Genomic DNA, 17,651 nt, shown 5'->3' with positions numbered 1-17,651 from the left:
GGCCGGCCGTGGGCCGAACAGCTGCCCGAATGCCGGTCGGGCCCAGGCGCATGCGCGCGGTACTAGCTGAGCGGAGAACCGGTTGCGGGATCTTCGGCAGGCCGGTGGCTATTGACAGTTCCTGCGGGGCGGGTGCTCTGGTACACGCCGGCGGTGGCGTCGAGGATGCGGGTTCCCTGCGACTGTTCCGGTTCGAGGTCGAGTGTGGTGGCGATGCGGGTCGAGTTCCAGTAGTAGCCGATGAGCTGGATGAGTTCGACGATCTGGCGGTGGTCGAAGTGCTCCTGGATCGCGGCGAACGCGGCGTCGCCGGCACGGGGAGCGGTCACCACCGCGGTGGTGAAGGTGAGTACCGCGCTGTCTCGGGCGTCGAGGCCCGGGTCGGTGAAGTCGCCGCGCTGCACGGCGCGCTGTTGGGCCTCGGACACTCCGCAGGCGAGTGAGACCACTTCGTGCTGGCGCCAGACGTATTCGCAGGAGTTGGCACGGGCGACCGCGAGGATGACCAGTTGCCGTAGCCGGGGCTCGATCGCGGAGGCTTCGAAGAGCGCGGCGCCGTAGTGGAACAGTCGATGCGTGGTCGCCCCGGCGTGGGCGAGCATGTCGAATATGCGTAGCGGGGGCAGCATCGGTTTCATGCCGTCCAGGTCCGGCGGCCATGTGTCACGGGTGCGGTACGGGATGCGCGCCATTGCCCTGTCCTTTGTCGATGGTTGTTCCGTGCGTTGTCGGCACCCCGGCCGCGGCCAGCTCGGCCGCGAGCTGTTCCACCGCGGGCGTGCCGCCCGAACCGAGGCACACCGCCAGGTGGGGACGGTTGCCGAGGATGCGATGGATCCAGGTCGTGCACACCTCGGCGGGGCCGAGTTCGAGGAACGTCCTGATTCCGTCCGCATAGGCCCGCTCGATCACCCGTGGATAGTCGATGGTGTCGAGGGCCTGATCGGTCAGTAGCCGGGCGGCCGCACGGCGAGTGGGGTGGTACCAGTCGCCGGCTGCGCAGGAATAGACGCGGATGCCCGTGTCGCTGGTCGGACGGTCGAAGAACCGGTGCAGCTGCGGGCGGCCGTCGGCGAGTTCGGGGACGTGGCTGGGAATGGCCAGGGGGAGTGCGATGGCGGTGTGGGTCTCGGCGAGCGTCTCGATCACCTCGGCGCACGCGGTGGCCTCGCCGCCGATGATGCACAGGCCGGGTGCGTTGACCGCCATGAGACGTGTTCCGGGAAGGAGGTTTTCGCGGACCGCGTCGAGTTCGCCGACGACCGTGTATGTGCTCCATCGGGTTCCGTCGATCCCGGCCGCGCGCCAAGCTTCTCGGACCACTCGCATCTCGCCGCCGATCTCCCGGGTGAACAGCGGGTCCGTGCGGATCCGGTCGAGAAGTGCGCGGGGGTCCGGCCAGCAACCGGCGGCCAGCAGGCCGTTGGTTTCGCCCAGCGAGTAGCCGATGACGGCGTCGGGTCGCAGGCCGAGTATTCGGGTGCCGATCTCGGCCTGCAGCAAACCCAGCTGCATGAGGGCGAGCACGCCGTGTGTCGGAGACTCCTCGAGGGGTAGGTCCGCTGCTGCCCAGGCGGACAGCTCGGCCAACCCGCCGCAGCGTGCTGCCACGTCCGTCGTGGGGCCGGGGTAATCGGCGAGCAGTTCCCGCCCCATGCCCGGGATTTCGACGCCGGAACCGGGGAAGGTGAAGGCCAGCCCGCCGGACAGGGGAGTGTCGCGATAGGCCGTGCCCGCCGGCCGCGGGCTCTCGCCCCACAGCCACTTGCGCGCAGCGCCCAAGCGCTCGGCGAGCTCTGTCTCGTCGTGTGCGACGACGGCCAGTCGCACTGTCCCGCTGGTGGACTCGCGGGTGAGCGCGAGCTCCCGGTCGAGTTCGGCGCGATCGGCGGCGGAGTAGCAATGCAATTCCGATGGGGTCATGCCGGACCGGCTCCCTCCGGCCGGGCGCCGAGGCGCGCGCCGAGCTGGTCGGCCAGATCGCTGATGCCGCTGTCCAGTACCTCCAACAGCGGGATGTCCTGGCGCAGTTCCCGTTTGATGGCGCGTTGCAGCTCGACGCTCATCAGCGAGTCGAGCCCGAGCCGGCTGAGCCGGAGGCTGCGGTCCAGCCGTTGCGCCGGGATCTGTGCCACCTGGCTGACCAGTGCGGCGACCGCGTCCTCGACCAAGGGTGCGACCTCGGACGGTGCGCAGGCCGCCAGCTTCTCGTCGAATGCGATTGCTTGGCGTTGCGCCCGTTTTCCGGAGGCTCCGTCGCCCGCATCGTAGGCGCCGGCAAGCCTGGGCGCGGATACCGTGGGAAGCAGCGTGCGGAGGCTGTCCCACTGGCAGTGGGCCACGGTGACCACTTCGTCCTCACCGCCGAGGCCGGTCTCGAGGGCCGCGTGGACTTCTTCCCGGGAGATCGGCGGCAGCATGCGAATCACCTTCTTCTGCAACCCGGAATCGCGGGCTGCCCTGCCGACATCGATGATCAACCCCCAAGCCAGCGCCAGCCCTGGCAACCCGGCGGCCCGGCGCCGGCGGATCAGTGCCTCCAGAAAGACGTTGCCGGCCACGTAGTTGGCCTGACCGAGATTGCCCAGCAGACCCATGAGCGAGCTGAAGACCACGAAGAACTCCAGCGGATGTCCGCGGGTGAGCCGGTCGAGCACCAGGGCGCCCTGGACCTTGGGGTCCAGCGCCACGCGGAACCGCTCCGGATCCTGGTCGTGCAGGGCGGCATCGGCCAGCAGCGCGGCGGCGTGGACGACGCCGCGAAGGGGATGGCCTCGGCGATCGATATCCGCGAAGACCTCGCCCATCGCCTCTTCGTCGCTGACGTCGGCGGCATGGGTGGTGACGGTCGCACCCAGGCCGGCCAGAGCGGCGATCACGGTGTCCGCCTCGGGGCTTCGGTCCCCCCGAGTGCTGACCAGGACCAGATGCCGGGCTCCCTGACGGGCCAGCCACTGGGCGGTCAACGCACCGACGCCGCTGGTACCTCCGACGATCAGATAGCAGCCGTCCGGGTCCAGCGTCGGCCGTGGCGGCTCCACTCGGGTCGGCAGCGGCTCGTCGAAGGTTACGACCACCCTGCCGAGGTGTAACGACTCCTCCAGGAGCCGGAAAGCCTCCGCGATCCTGCCGGACGGAAAGCGACGGTACGGCAGGGGCGGCAGATCACCGTCGGCCAGCCGGGCCGCGAACTCGGCGAAGACGGCGACGAGCTCGGAGGCGTTGTCGCGCAACATCCGATCGATGTCCATGGTTGCGACGGCGCCGTTGCTGCCCAGCAGGCGCAGCGGAAGGCTGATGTTCTCGCCGGTGCCGCGCGCGGCCAGGTCGATGAACCGGCCACCGGGTCCCAGGACATCCAGGCCGCGCTCGACGGCCTCGCCGGACAGAGAATTGAGGACCACGTCCACCCCGCGTCCGCCGGTAATCTCCCGCACTTGGTGGGCGAAACCGAGATCGCGGGAGTCGAGGACGTGCTCCACCCCGAGCAGCGCCAGAAACTCGCGCTTCTCCGCGTTTCCCGCCGTGGCGATGACGGTGGCGCCCGCGCGCCGGGCGTACTGGACGGCCATCAGGCCGACACCGCCCGCCGCCCCGTGCACCAGCAGGGTTTCCCCTTCCCGCAGCCGCGCCCGATGACCGAGGCCGTACAGCACGGTGGTACCGGCCAGTGGCAGAGCGGCGGCATCGGCGAAGGTCAGGTCCGGCGGGATCAGCGACAGTAAGCCGGCCTCGACCCGCAACTGCGAGCCTATGGTGTCGGTGCACAGGCCGAAGACTCGGTCACCGACGCGCAGGCTGCCGACCCTGGTGCCGACCGCGGTGACGACTCCGGCGCAGTCGACGGCTCGCGTCGCCGCGCCGGCCCCGCCGCCCGCGTCCTCGGACAGGCTTCCGGCGGCGTCCGCGACGGTGCGGGAGTTCAGTCCGACAGCGCGGGTCGCAACGATCACCTCGTCCGGGCCGGGCTCGATCGGTGACGTCGCGGTCCAGTCCAAGCGATAGGACGGCCCGCGGTCCCGCAACTCCAGACGGCCCGTGCCGGGCCGGGTCTTCGGACGCCCGGCATGCTGCCTGGGCACGAACCGTCCCGCGGGGGTGAAGACGATCTCGTCCTCGGCCGCCGGTTCGACGAGTTCGCGCGCCAGCCGCCGTGCATCGGAATACTCGTTGCGTGCCAAGGAGATTCGCCGCACGGTCAGGCCGGGTTGTTCGTTGCCGAGCACCCGGGCCACGCCCCAGGCCGCGGCGTCGTCCGGATGGTGCGGCGGTTCGGGAGCCGGTAGTGCTCCGCTGGGCCGGGTGACGAGCCAGATATTCACCTCGCCCGGGAGCGGTTCACATGCCGCGGCCAATGCGCGTAAGACCATGGCCTGCCGGACGACCGATTCCATGGGCTCCGCCGATTCGTTCCCGAGAATCAGGACGACATGCAGAACCGGCGCGTCCGTCGGCAGCACGGCGGCCCAGGTATCGGTGTGCTCGGTGGCCCGGCTGTCGCGATGGTCGGCCGATACACCTTGCGCATCGAGAACCGCGGCCAGTTCGGCGCCGAGCGGGTCCTCGCATGCGCTGACGACAACGGCGTGCGTGCCGTCCGCGGCGCGCGGCAGGGCAGCCGAGATGGGGCACTCGCGTGCGTTCCGGACACCGAGGAGGATGGAAAACTCACAGCCGTCCGGGTTTTCGTGCGGATCGGAACCCAGCCGGATGGCGTCGGCGTCGCCGAATCCACAGTCGTTCAGCAGTGTCAGCCATTCGGGCACCGGCAGCAGGGCGGATTCGGATCGGAGGTCGGTATCGGTGAACAACCACAGGCCGTCCAACGGCCCGAAGGGCAGCGCGGTCAGTCGAACGTCGTGGATCTCGAAGGTGGCCAGCAGGCCGCCGTCGGCCAGCAGTCCTGTCAGCTTGCCGACGGTGGAGCGCAGGTCGCTGGTGGCGTGCAGGGCCTGCGAGGCCACCACGATGTCGAAAGTGCCGTCGGCGAAGCCTTGTTCGCCCGGATCGTGTTCCAGGTCGAATCGGCGGAAGGTGAGGAAGTCGTAGTCGGCGAACCGTGTCCCGGCCACCGCGAAGAATGCCTCGGAGATGTCGGTGTAGACATAGCTGGTGTTGTCTCGGGGCAGCAGGGGCAGCAGATGCGCGCTCAGCCCGCCGGTCCCGGCCCCGACCTCGAGGATTCGCAACGGCCGGTCGGCAGGCCAGTCGGCGATCGCGTGCCGCACCGTCTCGGCCAGTGCGCGAAGGCCGTGGTCGAAGCTGTGCGCCAGGTCGTACATGTGCGTGACGGCGGTCGCGGTGCTGTCTCCGAACAGGAAGTCGACGATGTCGCGCTCGTCCCGCAGCAATTCCGGTAACCGGTCTCCCGCCCGCGCCGCAAGGCTGAACTCGACCTGGCAGCGTGGCGCGTCGGCCAGCGCCGTGTGCAGTGTGCCGAGCGGATCGGGCTCCGCCGTGCGCACCCAGCGCGGGCCGGTTCGGCCGAGGAGGCCGTGTTCTACCGCCATGGTCAGGAGCACGCGCAGCAGCCTGGTGTGTTTGGCCGGCACACCTGCGGCGAGCAGGTCGTCGATGCCGAACCGTTCGGTCTCCGGCAGCAGGCGCGGGATCGCGGCAGCCATGCCGTGTGCGCCCAGGGCCACCAGATTGCGGACGTAACGCCGATGCCCCTCGAGGACATCGGGATCCGCGAGTAACCGTGCACCCGTCGTCACAAGATCCGGCAATGGAGGGAAAGATGTTGCCGCGCAAGGCTCGTCCGGTCTCGGTGCTGCCCGCAGCACGGTGGTCTGCCACGGTGCCACGACGGGAGCGGTGTCCAGCGGGCGCATCCGGCACCCGGACAATTGCAGGGCGACGGCGCCACTCACATCGGTGATCGCGATGTCCGCGACGAGATCTCGTCCGGTTTCCGGGCGGATTCCGACGTGGATGTGTCCGCGCTGTGGGAGCGTGCGCCACAGCCGGACGCGCTCGACTCCCACCGGCAGGTATGTGTTCGCGGTCGTGACGAAACAGGCCTGCAGGGCCGCATCGAGGATCGCCGGGTGTGCCAGGTACCGGCCGGACCGGTCGGTGCATTCGTAGTCACCCAGCACCTCGTCGCCGGCGACCTGTAACTGCCGCAGCAGCCGGAGGCTCGGCCCGTATGCGTACCCGAGGGTGGCCAACCGCGCGTAATGATCGGTGGCCGTGATCGTTTCGGGCGATCGATCCTGCAGGGACTCCGGATCGAGGTCCTTCGGTGGCGGGTCCAGCCGACGGCGAATCGTGGCGCGTAGGTGTCTCCGCCAGGCTCCGGTATCGGTGCGGCTGCTGATCCGCACCGTTCGGTCCTCGGGGGCGACGCTCGTGTGCAGGTCGATCGCGGCGGTCGCGTCCGGGATCGGCAGGCCCGTCTCGATGTGCGCCGTCACCAGTTCGGCCGAGTCGGCCAGCGCCGTCGATCCGGCGGTCAGGGCCATGTCCAGGAAGGCCGCGCCCGGCATGAGCGTGGAGCCCGCGATGACGTGGTCGCCGATCCAGGGCAGCCGCTGCGGATCCAGCCGCGTCTGCCAGGTCGGATTCGGTGCGTCGCCGTTCCGGCCCAGCAGCGGATGCTCGTTGACCCCGGCCCCGGCACCGTCACGGGTCCACCGGTCCGGGTCGCCGTTCCAATGCCGTTCCCGCTGCCAAGGATACGGCGGCAGGTCGACAGCCGCGCCGGGCCGTGGGAACGCGGCCGTCCAGTCGACGGCACCCCCACCGGCGACGACCGCCGCCACGCAACCGTGCAGACGAGACGGTCCCTCCGCGTTGCGGGACAGCGTTTCCACCAAGGAAACCGGATCCGCGTGCGCATTCGTCAGCCGGCGCAGGTATCCGCGCAGCACCGGATGTGGCCCGACCTCGACCAGCAGATCGCAGTCTTCGGCCAGTGCGCCGCGGACGGCCGAGTCGAACAGCACCGGTCGGCGCAGGTTGTGCCACCAGTACTGGGCGTCGGCCTCCTCGCCCTCGAGCCGGCCGCCGGTCACCGTGGAGTACAGGGGAATTCGCGCCGGCCGAGGCGCCATCCGGCTCAGTTCGGCGAGCATCGGCTGCCGCAGATTGTCCATGGCGGCGGTGTGGAAGGGGTAGTTCAGATCCAGCTCACGGAAGCCGACGTCGGTGGCCGTCAGGTGCGCACCGAGTTCGCGCAGCGAAGCGGCCGGTCCGGCGATGGTGACGTCGGTTTCCGTGTTGACCGCGGCGATCTCCAGTTTTCCCCCGTAATCGGCGATGGCGGCCATCGCGTGCTCCCGGGACAGGCCGACGGCCGCCATCCGCCCGAGCCCGGCGGTGCCTGCCTGCAGGCGGCTTCTGGCCGCCACCACCGTCGCGGCGTCGGCCAGGGTGAGCACGCCGGCGACGTGGGCGGCGGCGACCTCACCGACGCTGTGCCCCACCACCGCATGCGGTCGTATTCCGTACGCGGCCAAGACCTGGGCGAGGCCGATCTGGACCGCGAACAGCGTCGGCTGCGCCACCTCCGTCAGCGCCATTCTCGCCGTATCGGCCGTGGCGAGTTCCGCGCGCACGGACCAGCCCAGCATCGGGCCGAGCACCTGGTCGATGTCGTCGACCGCCGCCGCGAACGCCGGGTCCGCGCGCAGCAGGTCCGCGCCCATACCCGCCCACTGGGAGCCGTTGCCGTCGAACACGAATGCCATCCGGCCGCGCTCGGTGGCTTCCGCGGCGGCTGCTTCCGGCACCGGCTCCTCGCGGGCCGCGGACCACAGTCGCCGGGCGGCTCGCTCGGGACCGTCGGCGAGCACCGCGATCCGGTGCCGATGGTGGGGGCGCCGCAGACATGCGGTGTGGCAGTAGTCGTAGAACTCGTCGTCGGCCACGTCGACGAGCTTGCGGGCATGCCGCCGCGCGGCCGCGCGTGCCGCTTCCGGCGTGCGTCCGGTGACCACATACGGCCGGGGTCGATCGGCGGGTTCCGGGTGGCCGGCGGCGGCCGGTCGCTCGGTGGGTAGTCCCAGGATCACGTGGCCGTTGGCCCCGCCCATCCCGAATCCGTTGACTCCCACCGCTGCCCGGCTCTCGGCCGACCACCGGCGGGCGGTCACGGCCGGGCGGAGATTCCAGCTCTCGAAGTCGATGGCGGTATTCAACGGGTTCGCATGCAGGGTGACCGGAATGCTCCCGCGCTCGAGTACCAGCACGGCCTTGACCAGACTGGCCATCCCCGAAGCGGCTTCGCAATGCCCGAAGTTGGTCTTCACCGAACCGATCGGCAGCGGATCGTCCGGCGAGCGGTGCGCACCGAGCGCATTGCCGATCGCCTCGCATTCGATCACATCACCGACCGGGGTACCGGTACCGTGGGCCTCGAAGTAGACGAGTTCGTCCGCACTCACCTCGGCCTGCGAATACGCCTCCCGCAACAACGCTTCCTGCGCCGCGCCGCTGGGCTGAGAAAGTCCGGGCGTTCGGCCGTCGCAGTTGATCGCGCTCCCGAGCACCACGGCGTGCACTTGCGCCCCATCCTTTTTCGCGTCCGCATGCCGCCGCACCAGCACCATGCCCCCGCCCTCGGCCCGCACAAAGCCGTCCGCTGCCGCGGAAAACGTGTGGCACCGCCCGGTCGGCGACAATACCGACGCCCGCTCGAGGCTCAGTGCGTTGAAGGGGTTCAGGATCAGGTTCACCCCTCCGGCGAGCGCCATATCGCACTCACCGGAGGACACCGCCCGCGCCGCCAAATGCAATGCGGTCAGCGAGGACGAACACGCGGTATCGAGCGCGATGCTGGGCCCGCGCAGATTCAGGACATACGAAACCCGATTCGCGACCCCCGCACCGAAGAAGCCACCGGCGGTGTGCGCGGTGATGCTGTCCGGATCGCGCAGCTGCATAGTATGGTAGTCGAGCAGCGAAAATCCCACGAACACACCGGTATTCGATCCGGCCAGCGCGGCCGGGTCGTAGCCGGCGTTCTCCACGGCCTCGACCGCCAATTCCAGCATCAAACGCTGCTGCGGATCGATCCGGCCGGCCTCCCGCGCCGTGATTCCGAAATACTCTGCGTCGAAACCGGTGACATCGCCGAGAAATCCGCCGGTGCGGATCGGCCCGGCTTCCGACACCGCGAACCGGCTGGCATCGAATCGTTGTGCGGGCACCTCGCCCACCACGTCGCGACCGGCCGCCAGCACCGACCAGAAGCTGTCCAGATCATCGATGTCACCCGGAAACCGGCAGCCGATACCAACAATAGCCGCAGCATTGCTCATCCGAACTCCTTAGTGCCTCGCTTTTCGAGGTTCGCATTCAGGTGACAACGGCTGCAGGGCGTTACACGCATGGCGGCTATGTACGCCACGCATACTCCAGGAGATCCCGCAGGAATTGCGAACCCGAGCCCTGCGTCCCCCACTCCCTCTGTCGGTGGGTATTTCGGCGGCCAGCACCAACGATGCCGCAGCGCTCGAACCACTCGTGAAGGCCGTACCTGCCGTGCGGTCACGGCGCGGACCGCGCCGGCGCAAGCCCGCGAAGCTGCACGCCGACCAGGCGTACGACTCCGCCGAACTGCGCCGATGGCAAAGCCACGCACTTCCTCGGCTTCCTCACCCTCGGCGCCACACTGACCTGCTACAAGAAACTGGCGAAATCTACGACGTGAGACACGGTCTCAGCCATGTCAGCTCGGCCATGTCAGTTCGCCACGCCGTCACCATTGTCCGGGTCAGGACAGCTGATCCTCAGTGGTCGGGTTTGATCGAGGCTGTTCATCTTCGGTCATGACGCTCTCGTCCGGATCGGTGGTCGGGCAGTTGTTCCCGGTTTCTGGTTCGGTTGTTGCCGAGACCGGCGTGAATCTTCCCTGAAAGAATCTCAGGACCGGTGGTTCGTGGGTGAAGGCGAGTCCGGTGGTGATCGTGTCGCGGGTCTTGTAGACGTTGATGATGCTGTCGGCGACGAAGTCGAGGTGGCTTTGGGTGTAGACGCGGCGAGGGATGGTCAGTCGTACCAACTCCAGTTCGGGGCAGCGGTCTTTGCCCGTTTCGGGGTCGCGGCCGGCGGACACTGCGCCGCGTTCGGCGGTCCGGGTCGCGGAGTCGAGGTAGATTGCGGCGGCGAGGGTCTGGGCCGGATATTGGTCTCGTGGAATGTGTTCGAGGGTGGCGGCCGCGTCGATGCAGACTGCGTGCCCGCCGATCGGCCGCATCAGGGGGACGCCTGCCGCGATGAGCCGGTTGCCGAGGTGGGCGACTTGCTGGATGCGGGCGCGAATGTTGTCCTGCTGGACCGACTCCTCGATGCCGCGGGCCACCGCTTCCATGTCCCGGCCGGCCATGCCGCCGTAGGTGTGCAGGCCTTCGTAGATGACCACGAGGTTGCGTGCGGTCTCGGCCAGGTCCGGGTCGCGGACCGCCAGCCATCCGCCGATATTGGCGAAGCTGTCCTTCTTGGCCGACATGCAGGCGCCGTCGGTTCGGGCACACATGTCGGCGAGGATCTGCGCGATGCTGTGGTTGGCATATCCGGGTTCTCGTTGCTGGATGAACCACGCATTTTCTACGGCTCGGGCGGCGTCGAGAATGATCGGGATGCGATGTTTCGCCGTGAGTTCGCGAACCTCAGTGAGGTTGGCGAGGCTGATCGGCTGGCCGCCGGCCATGTTGACGGTGGCGGCAAGGGAAACGTAAGGGATATTTTCGGCGCCGACCGTGCGGATCAGCGTGCTGAGTTTGGTGAGGTCCACATTGCCTTTGAACGGGTGCTCGTCGGCCGTGTCGTGGGCTTGGTCGATGATGATGTCATGAAAGGTTCCACCGTTGAGTTCCTGGTGGGTGCGTGTCGTGGTGAAGTACATGTTCCCCGGGATGTGGCTGCCGGGCCGGATGAGAATGCGGGAGATGATGTTTTCGGCGCCGCGCCCTTGGTGGGTAGGTATGACGTGGGGATAACTGTAGTAACGCTGGACGGCGGCTTCGAGACGGTAGAAGCTGCGCGAGCCGGCGTAGGCTTCGTCGCCGATCATCATGTCCGACCATTGCCGGTCCGACATGGCGTTGGTGCCTGAGTCGGTGTAGAGGTCGATGAAGACATCGGCGGACCGGAGCAGTGAGGTGTTGTAGCCGGCGGCGCGTAGCGCGGTGAGACGCTCGTCGCGGGTGGGGAGCCGGACCGGCTCAACCACCTTGATCCGCCACGGTTCGGGTGCGTAGTGCGAGCCCATGGATCTCCTCGGCAGGTGCGGTGGGTTCAACGTTTATGGGCGACAAGCACGCCGTTGGCGCCGAGGCCGTCGAACCGAAGGAAGTTGGTGGTGTCGAACCCGGCGGCGTCGAGCCAGCCGGTGTATTCGGCGACCGTGTAGTTGCGTCCCCAGGTTTCGACCAGCATGTTCAGGCTCATCAAGGCGGCCAGCGGTGGTCCGGTCTTGTCGTCGGCGACGAAGGATTCGCAGATCAGCAGGTAACCACCGGCAGGAAGTGCCTTTCCGCAGGCATCGAGGATGCGACCGACAGCGGCCTCGTCCCAGTCGTGCAGAATGTTCGACAACAGGACCGCGTCGTGGTCCGCGGGCAGCCGGTCTGCGAAGAAATCCCCGCCGACGAGGTCGATACGGTCATCGAGTCCCGCATCGCTGACCGGTTTCCGGGTGAGTTCACACACGAAAGGCAGATCGAAGACGGTGGCACGCAGTTGCGGGTAGCGTTGGCAGAGTTCGATGTCGAATGCCGCGCCACCGCCGCCGACGTCGAGAATCCGGGTGACGACACCGAAGTCGAAGGCGTCGGCGAGCAAACCGGCGGTGTAGCGGGATAGCGAATACATGCCGTCCCAGAATGTTTGCACCATGATCGGATCGTCGGGGGCGAACAGCGATTCCTGTTTCTCGACGTCCCAGCTGATCGGGTGGTTTCCGCGCAGAGAGGTTTCGAGATGCTCGTAGGCCGGATATTCGTGGCGGTTCACGACCTTGATCCAGCCCCCGAAATAGTGCGGCCGACCTTCGACCAGGTACTGTTCGGCCAGCAGCGAGTTGGTGTAGGCGCCGGTGGAATCCTGGTCCAACAGCCCGATACTCGCGCACGCCGTGAGCAGCAGTTCGGCCGGTCGATGCTCGATTCCGTGTCGCGCGGCGAATTCCTCCACGCTGGTGCTGCGGCCCGACAGCCAAGTGAACAGTCCCAATTCGTCGGCGAGCGCCAGTGTCTTGAAGGCATATACGCCGGACGCGATGTCCATCAGGGGGACGGGAGAGACAGCGGGCTGCGGTGCGTGAGTTGTCATGTGTCCTCCCGGTTTTCGTCACGCTTACGTGCGAGGGTCACGCCGTCGGCGAGTGGCAGCATCACCAGCTCCACACGCGGATCCGCCGCGGCGTGATCGTTGAAGGCTCGGATGGCAGCGGCGTTGCCTTCGGCCTCTTCGTCGACGACTTCGCCGTAGTAGAAGACGTTGTCGACGACCAGCAGTCCGCCGACCCGTATCCTCGGCTCCGGTGGGATCTGCATTTCCGCTACGGCCCCCAGGCGTCGGGTTTCGGCAACGAGGTCCCGGGCAACCGCGTCGAGACGGCACCCGTGCGCCAGCACATAATCGTGCAGAGCGTCTGTCGAGACGACGGACTTTGCGGCGACTGCGGCCACGACGACCTCCTACGAAACCTTCATGTCGGAACCAAGAGTGAGTTCGACGGCTTGCTCGGTCAGTAAATTCGCGGCTGCGGCTTCCAAATCCTCGATGGCCTGATCCGGTCGGCCGGAAGTCCCTGCCGACACCGGCCCGGTGTGGAGGTAGAGGCCGTGCCGCTCCAGATCGTCGAGGACCCACCGCAACCGGTCGGAAAGTTGTGCGTACAACACTCGGCGGCATACCCGCATGCGGTGGGTGCCGAAGAACTCGTCGTACAGCACCGACTCTCGCGCCGTCGAGCCGTGCCCCGACGAGCGGCCGGACTGCCGTAACAACGACGGACCGTCCGGCACGAGCTTGCCCGCAACTGCCATGTGCACCCGGTGGTACAGCCGCCACCGGACCGCCACCGACTCGGCACACGACGTGCGGTCCGCGATGACGCTGCGCATAAGTCCCGGAATCGGCCGATAGTCGGCGGCCCACTCCCCGCTGAACGCCGGGTGGTGCTTGTACATTGCCGGGCGGAGGACCTGCTGATATATCCGCTGCGAACAACTACCGGTATACAAGAACATCACCGAGCCGAGATCGATCAGTCCCGCGAGATTTCCGGCCACAGCATCACCGTGTTGCAGCGTTGCCGCAGGGCGAAACGGTCGGGTCGCGGCGGACGGCCCGCAGCGGCAGGCGACTCCCTCGAGGTGGCGTCGCAACGACTCGCCGAGCAGCCGCCACTGAATGAACGCGATCTGATGACCGACGATCCACCTGAACCAGGCCAGATTCCGAAGGTCCCATCCCGGTATCGTCGCGCCCCAGCCACGCTGAGGTCCGGGCCGGCGGAACGAACCGTCCAGATCGGCTACGGCCGTCGGGAAATCACACGAGCACACCCCAGGCGATGCGCATCCGGTCAATTCCTCGACGGGTGCGGGAATTCCGAGCGGCTCCACGTCGAGCGGCTCGGCCGGCGCCGTCCGAGATACTGACGGCCCGGTAACGCCACGGCCCCGGAGATAACCTGAAAGAGACCTATTTTGCTTCATCATAAAACCACCAGGAACGCAACGGCATTCGCGGTCCCAGACCCAGTCTCGAGCAGTACCTGGCGCTCAGGGCGGACATCGTGGACCAGCTCCAGTAGAGAAGAAGGTGTGGTGGGCGAACCCGAATTGTGCAGATCGCCAACCGGTATCGGACTTCATACTCGCCGAACCCGCGCTGCAAGAAAAGCCATCTCGACGCATAGTCAGGATGCTCCACGCGCATACCGATCAGCGCACGCGACCTTCTCCGGGAGTCTGTGTGCTGCACCGACTAGGGAGGTTCCTCTCTCTCGTGGGTCGACACGAGGTCGATGATCTGTTTGATCGCCGCGATCTGGCCGGCGTCGAGCCCTGCTATCCGGGTCGCCAGGGCGTTGATGAAGTCGGCGTCCGGCGGGCTCGGGGCCGGTGGTGGACAGAAGTGCGACGGTCGCTTCTCGAAGAAGCGGGACAGAAGCCTCTTGGTCTTCTCCGAAATATTCTCGGTCTTGCCGGTGAGGATGTTGTGCAGCTGGGCGTGGGACACGGTCTCGCCGTCGTTCACCGCGCTGATGTCTTTGGATATCCGTAGCACACCGGGAACTCGGCCGGGTCCGTATCGCTCTGTCAGCAAGTCCCGTAGTACGGCGGAAAGCCAGGTTGGTGACGATCCGGCGGTACCGTTACTGTCCATGGATTCAGTACTCAACCTCGATGCCTCTCCGAGTGATCGTTAGCGTGTCAAGCCTCGTAAATGGTTGGCGGCTTTGTCATTTCGCGAGTGGGGCTGCGGGAGGGGTGCTCGAGGTCAGGCTAGAACCTGAATGCCTGTTGAGGTCAAGGGGTGTCCGGCAGTTTCTTGCCGGACCCGCGGCCCCGCTGGTCTTGACCTCAACTGGGGTTGATGTTCTTGACTCGAAGTATGACGGAATCGAATGAGCTACAACGAAATTCGATCCCCACGAGCACAGAGGGGGACGACAGGCGAGTCGCGCACGCCGCCGCCACACTGCCGATAGTTCTGGTCGGAGTGGTGCTGGTGGCCATGTCCATCTCCGGGACGGCGGTCGCGCTGCCGGATATCGCGGATGATCTGCGTGCGTCCGGTTCGGCCCTGAATTGGGTAGTGGCAGGCTATAACCTGGCGTTCGCGGTGTTCACCCTGGTGGCCGGTTCGCTGGCGGATATCGTCGGCCGCCGCCGGGTGTTCACGATCTCGGTGGCGACGTTCGCCGTCGCGTCGCTGATCTGTGCGGTCGGCTCCCATATCGCGATGGTCGACGCGGCGCGGTTCATCGCGGGTGTAGGCGCCGCGGGGGTGATGGCCGCCGGCGGCGCGATTCTGGCGAGCACCTTCCAAGGGGGCGCTCTGACCAGGGCGTTCGCCCTGATGGGAACGATGGCGGGGGTCGGTATCGCGGTCGGTCCCTCACTGTCGGGCGCCCTGATCAGCCTGATCGGATGGCGCGGTAGCTTCGGCGTGTACGCCACCATCGGCATCGTCCTGCTCGTCTGCTCGCGGATGCTCCGTGAATCGCGGGCGAGCGGACCACATCGAGTCGACTGGGCCGGCATCGCCTTGTTCGTGATCGGCTTGTCGGCGTTGATGTTCGCCGTGCTGGCGGGGCCCGACAGCGGTTGGAGCGATCCGGTGGTCGTCTGGTCCGTGATCGGCGGCCTCCTCGCCCTCGTCGCGTTCGCGGTCGTTCAGTTACGGGTCGCGGCACCGGTTCTGGACCCGGGGCTCGTCCGCAACCCCGGCTTCATGGGCTGGGTACTGAGCACTCTGACCACGGTCATCGGCTTTCTCGGCGCCCTGGTGTATCTGCCCACATTCCTGCAGAGCGTCGGTGGAATGTCCAGTGGTACAGCGGGTCTGACCATGCTGCTGCTGACCGCGCCGGTGCTGGTGCTGCCGAGCGCGGCGGGTGCGATCGTCTCCGCGGGCGGGTCGGCGCGGCTGCTGATGGCGACCGCTCTGATCCTGGTCGTCGTCGGCAACCTGTGGCTGAGCGTGCTCGATGCCCAACCGACCGTCGTCATGCTCGCCGGGCCGCTGCTGTGCATCGGGATCGGCATGGGCGTTTCCTTCGGCCTCACCGACGGTCAGGCGATGCTGCTGGTTCCCTCGGATCGCTCCGGCATGGCGGCGGGGTTCCTCAACACACTGCGCGGCTCGGCGGAGGCCCTGGTCATCGCCGGCTTTTCCGCAAACCTGCTGTCGCTGTTGACCTCTCGACTGGGCGATGCCGCGACGGCCGCGAAAGTCGGTGCGGGCACAGTGGATCCGGACAAGTTCGCCGAACAGTCGCAGGCGTTCGCCTGGTCGTGGCAGCACACCCAGTATGTGGTCGCGGCGATCTGCGCCGTTCTCGGCGTCGTATCGATCGCGCTGATCGGTGTGCGCCGCCGACCGGTCGGGGGCTGAGGTGCCTCCGCATCGTCACCGCAGGAAGCGGAGGCAGGCGAGCAGGCTGCGTGCCTCGACGTTGACATGATTTCCGTAGCGGGCGATCTCGGCGATCTGCGGCACGGTGATCCAGCTGAAATCGGGATGCACGTCGGCCGGGAAATCGTCCGGCGCCTCGACCAGCAGATACCGGTTCTGTGCGTGATAGAACCTGCCGCCCTCCTCGGAATGCACGACATCGAGAAGCACGTGCTCCCGCGATGCCCGCAGCACATGGTCCAGGAAGGCCGGTTGTTTGTCCGAGGGCAGATGATCGTAGTTGCTCGGCGTGCACTGCACGGTGGGTGCGATCTCCAGCACGTCCAGGGTGCCGGCCTGGGTGTGGGCCTGCGCCAGCACGCGTAGCTCGTCGTCGCGGCGGCTGACCAGGAACGCGGCCACCCCGCGATCGGCGGGCGCCAGGACGGGCTGAGACCAGCTGCTCACTTCGCGGCTGCCGGCTTCGACGTCGACCCCGATCACCGAGAAGTAGCGATTCGATTCGTGCGTCACCGATTCACTCGTGCAAATCCAGCCCTTGGCATCGCAGAGCGGGATCCGGCTACGGGTCAGCCGGTATCGCGACTTCATGTCGGCGAACCAGCTCAGTACCTCGGTGATATCGCGGGGTGCGGCGCGGTTCACCGTCCCCGTCCGGGGCGGGTGAGCGGCCCGCGGCGGAACGTACCAGCAGGGTTTTCCGGGTTCGGTGAACGGATAGCCGGCCAGGACGGTCCGTGAATCCATGTTGACGACGTTGTCCCGGGTCAGCAACTCGCCGATCTGGTCGTAGGTCAGCCAGCAGAAGTCGTCGAGAACCGGCACGTCCGCCGTGGTCTCGACGATCATGTTTCGGTTTCTCTTGTGCAGGAACCACGAACCCTGTTCGGACTGCAGCGTATCGGACAGAATGTGACCGTGGCTGGGGTCGCGGAAGTACTCCAGGTAGGCTACCGACTTTCCCTTGTGCACCTGTGTGTAGTTGCTGCGAGTCGCCTGTACGGTCGGTGACAGCTCGAGCAGATCGATATTTCCGGGTTCCATCTTGGCCTGCATCAAGAAGTGTGGAACGCCGTCGAACCTCTTGGTCAGAATGCCGAGGATGCCGATTTCGGGCTGATCGATGATCGGTTGCGACCAGGTGCGATCATAACCGTGATCGGTATGAACCTCGAGACCGTCGACGGCGAAGAAGCGGCCGGAGTCGTGCCGGACCGCAAAGGTTTCCGGATCCATCGACCAGCCGCTGAGGCTGTCGAGTGGAACGCGGTTCACCCGAAATTCGTGTGCCCGCCTGCGCTCGGCGAACCAGTCATCGAATTCAGTAAGTTCGTGAAACACGGTTGCTCCCCGGGATGGTCGGATCTGTTTCCTGGTCTGGACGCCGGCGCTCGAACGGCGGCCGTGCCGTTTGTCGCATGTGGACACGACCGAGTTTCTGGATAAGCGACGGCGGTCGTGGCCGGCAATTGATCGGACAGATTCCGGCAAGAAACGTGCGGCCGCGCTCCCCGTGCTCGGCCGCCGAACAGCGGATCTTACGATTTCCT

Annotated in this window: 10 protein-coding genes and 1 pseudogene; 2 read left to right on the top strand and 9 right to left on the bottom strand. The window is 67.0% G+C overall.

Features of this window, described 5'->3' with window-relative positions; genetic code table 11:
• Nucleotides 1-62: 62 nt before the first annotated feature.
• From D892_RS0135940 to D892_RS0135930, 3 genes are read right to left on the bottom strand one after another with little or no spacing between them, the layout of a single operon-like run.
• Complete coding sequence (locus D892_RS0135940; protein ID WP_024805891.1) at nucleotides 63-692, bottom strand: carboxymuconolactone decarboxylase family protein; 630 nt, start codon at nucleotides 690-692, stop codon at nucleotides 63-65.
• A complete protein-coding gene (locus tag D892_RS48095; RefSeq protein ID WP_198037077.1) occupies nucleotides 664-1,923 on the bottom strand; it encodes a hypothetical protein in 1,260 nt (419 codons plus the stop codon). Before D892_RS48095 ends, D892_RS0135940 begins: the two co-directional genes overlap by 29 nt.
• Entirely contained in the window at nucleotides 1,920-9,266 is a 7,347-nt protein-coding gene (locus D892_RS0135930; RefSeq protein ID WP_024805889.1) for a type I polyketide synthase, read from the bottom strand. The genes D892_RS48095 and D892_RS0135930 overlap by 4 nt, the downstream gene beginning before the upstream one ends.
• Nucleotides 9,267-9,399: 133 nt before the next feature.
• On the opposite strand from D892_RS0135930, the pseudogene D892_RS48985 reads away from it, so the two are divergent.
• Nucleotides 9,400-9,576 (top strand): annotated as a pseudogene (locus D892_RS48985) (IS5/IS1182 family transposase); the annotation flags it as partial.
• Between the two features lie 145 nt (nucleotides 9,577-9,721).
• On the opposite strand, the gene D892_RS0135925 reads toward D892_RS48985, so the two are convergent.
• The 5 genes from D892_RS0135925 to D892_RS0135905 all read right to left on the bottom strand — a co-directional run bounded on the left by D892_RS0135925 (nucleotide 9,722) and on the right by D892_RS0135905 (nucleotide 14,247).
• Nucleotides 9,722-11,218 (bottom strand): tryptophanase, encoded by a 1,497-nt coding sequence (locus D892_RS0135925; RefSeq protein WP_024805888.1) that lies wholly within the window; start codon nucleotides 11,216-11,218, stop codon nucleotides 9,722-9,724.
• Nucleotides 11,219-11,244: 26 nt separating this feature from the next.
• Nucleotides 11,245-12,279 carry a methyltransferase gene (locus D892_RS0135920; protein ID WP_198037076.1) on the bottom strand — a complete coding sequence of 345 codons (1,035 nt, stop codon included), beginning with the start codon at nucleotides 12,277-12,279 and terminating at the stop codon, nucleotides 11,245-11,247.
• Complete coding sequence (locus tag D892_RS48980; protein ID WP_232236245.1) at nucleotides 12,276-12,638, bottom strand: O-methyltransferase; 363 nt, start codon at nucleotides 12,636-12,638, stop codon at nucleotides 12,276-12,278. Before D892_RS48980 ends, D892_RS0135920 begins: the two co-directional genes overlap by 4 nt.
• 9 nt (nucleotides 12,639-12,647) lie before the next feature.
• Nucleotides 12,648-13,244: a hypothetical protein gene (locus D892_RS0135910; RefSeq protein ID WP_156959844.1), complete on the bottom strand. Its 597-nt coding sequence runs from the start codon at nucleotides 13,242-13,244 to the stop codon at nucleotides 12,648-12,650.
• Nucleotides 13,245-13,944: 700 nt separating this feature from the next.
• Nucleotides 13,945-14,247 carry a hypothetical protein gene (locus tag D892_RS0135905; RefSeq protein WP_156959843.1) on the bottom strand — a complete coding sequence of 101 codons (303 nt, stop codon included), beginning with the start codon at nucleotides 14,245-14,247 and terminating at the stop codon, nucleotides 13,945-13,947.
• Nucleotides 14,248-14,574: 327 nt separating this feature from the next.
• Between D892_RS0135905 and D892_RS42960 the strand changes: the two genes are divergently transcribed.
• Nucleotides 14,575-16,080, top strand: coding sequence for an MFS transporter (locus D892_RS42960; protein ID WP_084161356.1), 1,506 nt, complete (start codon nucleotides 14,575-14,577; stop codon nucleotides 16,078-16,080).
• A gap of 15 nt (nucleotides 16,081-16,095) precedes the next feature.
• Here D892_RS42960 and D892_RS0135895 read toward each other — a convergent pair whose 3' ends face one another.
• Entirely contained in the window at nucleotides 16,096-17,442 is a 1,347-nt protein-coding gene (locus tag D892_RS0135895) for an NDP-hexose 2,3-dehydratase family protein (protein WP_024805883.1), read from the bottom strand.
• Between the last annotated feature and the right edge of the window lie 209 nt (nucleotides 17,443-17,651).

The sequence above is a fragment of the Nocardia sp. BMG51109 genome, from assembly GCF_000526215.1.
Classification (GTDB): domain Bacteria; phylum Actinomycetota; class Actinomycetes; order Mycobacteriales; family Mycobacteriaceae; genus Nocardia.
The sequence above is the reverse complement of the archived record's forward strand: the minus strand, read 5'-3'. Positions and strand labels throughout refer to the sequence as shown.

Excerpts from the sequence above, each read along its gene's own strand:
- D892_RS48095 (WP_198037077.1), bottom strand. The coding sequence starts at position 1,923 with ATGACCCCATCGGAATTGCATTGCTACTCCGCCGCCGATCGCGCCGAA.
- D892_RS0135930 (WP_024805889.1), bottom strand. The coding sequence starts at position 9,266 with ATGAGCAATGCTGCGGCTATTGTTGGTATCGGCTGCCGGTTTCCGGGT.
- D892_RS0135925 (WP_024805888.1), bottom strand. The coding sequence starts at position 11,218 with ATGGGCTCGCACTACGCACCCGAACCGTGGCGGATCAAGGTGGTTGAG.
- D892_RS42960 (WP_084161356.1), top strand. The coding sequence starts at position 14,575 with ATGACGGAATCGAATGAGCTACAACGAAATTCGATCCCCACGAGCACA.
- D892_RS0135940 (WP_024805891.1), bottom strand. The coding sequence starts at position 692 with ATGGCGCGCATCCCGTACCGCACCCGTGACACATGGCCGCCGGACCTG.
- D892_RS0135920 (WP_198037076.1), bottom strand. The coding sequence starts at position 12,279 with ATGACAACTCACGCACCGCAGCCCGCTGTCTCTCCCGTCCCCCTGATG.